The sequence below is a fragment of the Methylobacterium sp. WL120 genome (assembly GCF_008039465.1).
Lineage (GTDB): Bacteria > Pseudomonadota > Alphaproteobacteria > Rhizobiales > Beijerinckiaceae > Methylobacterium > Methylobacterium cerastii.
In genome coordinates, this window is the sequence record NZ_VRUT01000339.1 from 1 (window position 1) to 1,333 (window position 1,333).

Annotated in this window: 1 protein-coding gene; it reads right to left on the reverse strand. The window is 67.5% G+C overall.

What is annotated here, in order from left to right; translation table 11 throughout:
• Positions 1-151 precede the first annotated feature (151 nt).
• Positions 152-1,255, reverse strand: a complete 1,104-nt coding sequence (locus FV229_RS26880; protein ID WP_147754819.1) for an IS5 family transposase — start codon at positions 1,253-1,255, stop codon at positions 152-154.
• Positions 1,256-1,333: the final 78 nt, after the last annotated feature.

Genomic DNA, 1,333 nt, shown 5'->3' on the forward strand with positions numbered 1-1,333 from the left:
CTAGCAGGCTGCTGCAGAAGTCTGGCGTGGCGCTCGATTTGGATCGTCAGGGCTGTTTTTCGAGATCAGCCCACCTCGACGCGGCTCGATCCGCCAGCTTCGATGGTACTCCAGGTCGCGGGCTGCGTCTCGGCCCGGCCTGGGCCGCTCTTCATGCGCGAGCCTCGGCCAGCAGCTTGGGCAGGCGCACGAGGTTGTAGGCGGCGGCCGCGAAGGTGAACAGCGCCTCGACCTTGGCTCGGCCGCGCAGCTTGACCTTCCTCAGCCCGGCCTGAGCCTTGATCCAGCCGAAGACCTCCTCGATCCGCTTGCGGCAGCGCAGGCTGATTGCGTAGCCGGGATGGCGGGTGGTGCGGCCGTCGAGGGCGGTCTTGCGCACCTTGCCGGTCTTCGAGACCGCCCCGTTGATGGCGATGTGCGGGCTCACCCGCCGCGCCCGCAGGTCGCCGACGAAGGCTTCCACGTCGAACAGCTTGTCCGCACCCAGCGTAATCCGGTGCCGGCGGGGTCGGCGGTCGAGCATGAGGAGGGCCGCCTCGCGCTCGGCCGTGCCGGTGGCGTGGGTGAGGCTGGCGTCCACCACCAAGCCGTTGCGGTTCTCCATCAGCGTGTGGCCGAGGTAGCACAGCCGGCTCTCCTGGCCGTCCGCCTTCCGGTAGAGCCGGGCATCCGGGTCGGTAGTCGAGGCATGGGTCGCGTTCGAGCGCTTCTCGCGGCGGAAGTCACGCTCGCCGTTGCGGCCCGGGCCTGGCGGTTCGCCCGAGCCGTCCTTGGGCCGAAAGCTCTTCATCGAGGCCCAGGCCTCGATCATCGTGCCGTCGACCGAGAAATGGTCGCTCGACAACAGCCGCTTGACCGGCTTGAGCGCCAGCAGACCCGACAGGAAGGCGTGCGCCACCTCCGTCTCCAGCAGACGGTCGCGGTTGTGCGTGAACACAGTCGGGTGCCAGACCGCGGCATCGATCTCCAACCCCACGAACCACCGGAACAGCAGGTTATAATCGATCTGCTCCATCAGCATCCGCTCGGAGCGCACCGAGAAGAACGCCTGCAGCAGTGTCGCCCGAAGCAGCATCTCCGGCGGGATCGAAGGCCGGCCCAGGCCCGAGTACAGGTGCTCGAAGCGCGCGTTCAGCCCAGCCAGAACTTCGTCGGCCAAGGCCCGGATCGGCCGCAGCGGGTGATCGGACGGCACACGCTCCTCAAGCCGAACGTAGCTGAACAGGTTGGTCGAGGCCGCCTCACGTCCGCGCATCGATCAAACCCCGCCTCTCGCTCAGGCAGAGTGAATCATCTCCAAGGCCAAACCGCCACAGACTTCTGCAGCAGCCTG